2 protein-coding genes are annotated in these 1,832 nt (G+C 69.7%); both read left to right on the top strand.

Annotated features, from left to right (window positions below; translation table 11 throughout):
- On the top strand, positions 1-956 hold a 956-nt coding region (locus tag FREUN1FDRAFT_RS38985; RefSeq protein ID WP_006545967.1), incomplete at its 5' end, for an IS21 family transposase.
- Positions 953-1,771 (top strand): IS21-like element helper ATPase IstB, encoded by an 819-nt coding sequence (gene istB / locus FREUN1FDRAFT_RS38980; protein ID WP_006545966.1) that lies wholly within the window; start codon positions 953-955, stop codon positions 1,769-1,771. The genes FREUN1FDRAFT_RS38985 and istB, both read left to right, overlap by 4 nt.
- Positions 1,772-1,832 lie beyond the last annotated feature (61 nt).

The following is a 1,832-nucleotide window of genomic DNA, read 5'->3' as shown; positions in this document are numbered from 1 at the left end:
TGGACCCGGTGGACCGGGTGACGTACGAGCCGGGACAGGTCGCGCAGTGCGACCTGTGGTTCCCCGAGCCGAAGATCCCGGTCGGGTGGGGGCAGACACGGACGCTGCCGGTCCTGGTGATGACGGTGGCGTTCTCCCGGTTCACCACAGCGACGATGATCCCGTCACGCCAAGGCGGGGACATCCTGGCCGGGATGTGGCAGCTGATCAGCCAGGTCGGCCGGGTGCCTCGGACCCTGGTCTGGGACCGTGAGTCCGCGATCGGTGGCAGCGGGCGGGTCAGCGGCCCGGCCGCCGCGTTCGCCGGGACGCTGGCCACGAGGATCCGACTGGCCCCGCCGCGGGACCCGGAGTTCAAGGGGATGGTCGAGCGGACGAACCGTTTCCTGGAGACCTCGTTCCTTCCCGGCCGCACCGTCACCAGCCCGATCGATTTCAACGCCCAGCTCGAGAGCTGGCTGGCCCAGGCGAACACCCGCCGGGTCCGCGCGACCGGCACCCGCCCCGTCGATCTCCTCGAGACCGACCGTCAGGCGATGCTGGCGCTGCCACCGGTCGGACCGGAAGTCGGGCTGGCCCACCGCATCCGCCTGGCCCGCGACTACTACGTCCGTCTCGACGGGGTCGACTACTCCGTCGACCCGGCTGCGATCGGCCGCTTCGTGGAGGTGACCGCGTCCGCCTGGACGGTCACCGTCACCTGTGACGGGCAGCCGGTCGCGTCCCACGACCGCTGCTGGGCCCGACACACCGTGATCACCGATCCGGCTCACCGGGCCACCGCCACCAGGCTGCGCCGCGACCACGCCGACCAGGCCGCAGCGCGGCGACGCCACCAAAGCCTGCGTCAGCACGCCGACGGACACGTCGTCGCGCTGCGCGCGCTCCCCGACTACGACGCCCTGTTCGGCGTCGACTTCACCCCCACCACCCACACGGAAGCGAGCAGCCAGTGACCATCACCGGCGACACGGACGCGCCCGGCAAGACCTCCAAGTCCAGCGACGGGCTGCCAGCCCTGCTGGGTTACCTGACCCGCGTGCTGAAGATGCCCACCATCGGCCGGATCTGGGAGCAGCTCGCCGATCAGGCCCGCGACGAGAACTGGTCGCACGAGGAATACCTCGCCGCGGTCCTGCAACGCCAGGCCGCCGACCGCGAGTCCGCCGGCACGATCATGCGGATCCGCACCGCCCACTTCCCGACGGTCAAGACGCTGGAGGACTTCAACCTCGACCACCTGCCCAGCCTGCGCCGCGACGTCCTCGCGCACCTGGCCACCGGCACCTTCGTCGCCAAAGCCGAGAACGTGATCCTGCTCGGCCCACCCGGCATCGGGAAGACCCACCTGGCCATCGGCCTCGGCGTCAAGGCCGCCCAGGCCGGCTGTTCGGTCCTGTTCGACACCGCCAACAACTGGATCACCCGGCTCGCCGCCGCACACCAGGCCGGACACCTCGACACCGAACTCAAGAAGATCCGCCGCTACAAGCTGATCATCATCGATGAGGTCGGCTACATCCCCTTCGACCAGGACGCCGCCAACCTGTTCTTCCAACTCGTCGCCTCCCGCTACGAACAGGGCTCGATCCTCGTCACCTCGAACCTGCCGTTCGGCCGCTGGGGCGAGACCTTCTCCGACGACGTCGTCGCCGCAGCCATGATCGACCGGCTCGTCCACCACGCCGAGGTCCTCACCCTCACCGGCGACTCCTACCGCACCCGAGCCCGCCGCGACCTGCTCGCCAAAGACCGCCCCAACCGCGACTAACCTGACCACCGGGTGCGCCGATTTACCTCGGCAAGAACCGTTCAGTTTTCGCTCGGCGTCA

Source organism: Parafrankia sp. EUN1f, assembly GCF_000177675.1.
Lineage (GTDB): Bacteria > Actinomycetota > Actinomycetes > Frankiales > Frankiaceae > Parafrankia.
This window is presented reverse-complemented; position numbering and strand designations above follow the sequence as displayed.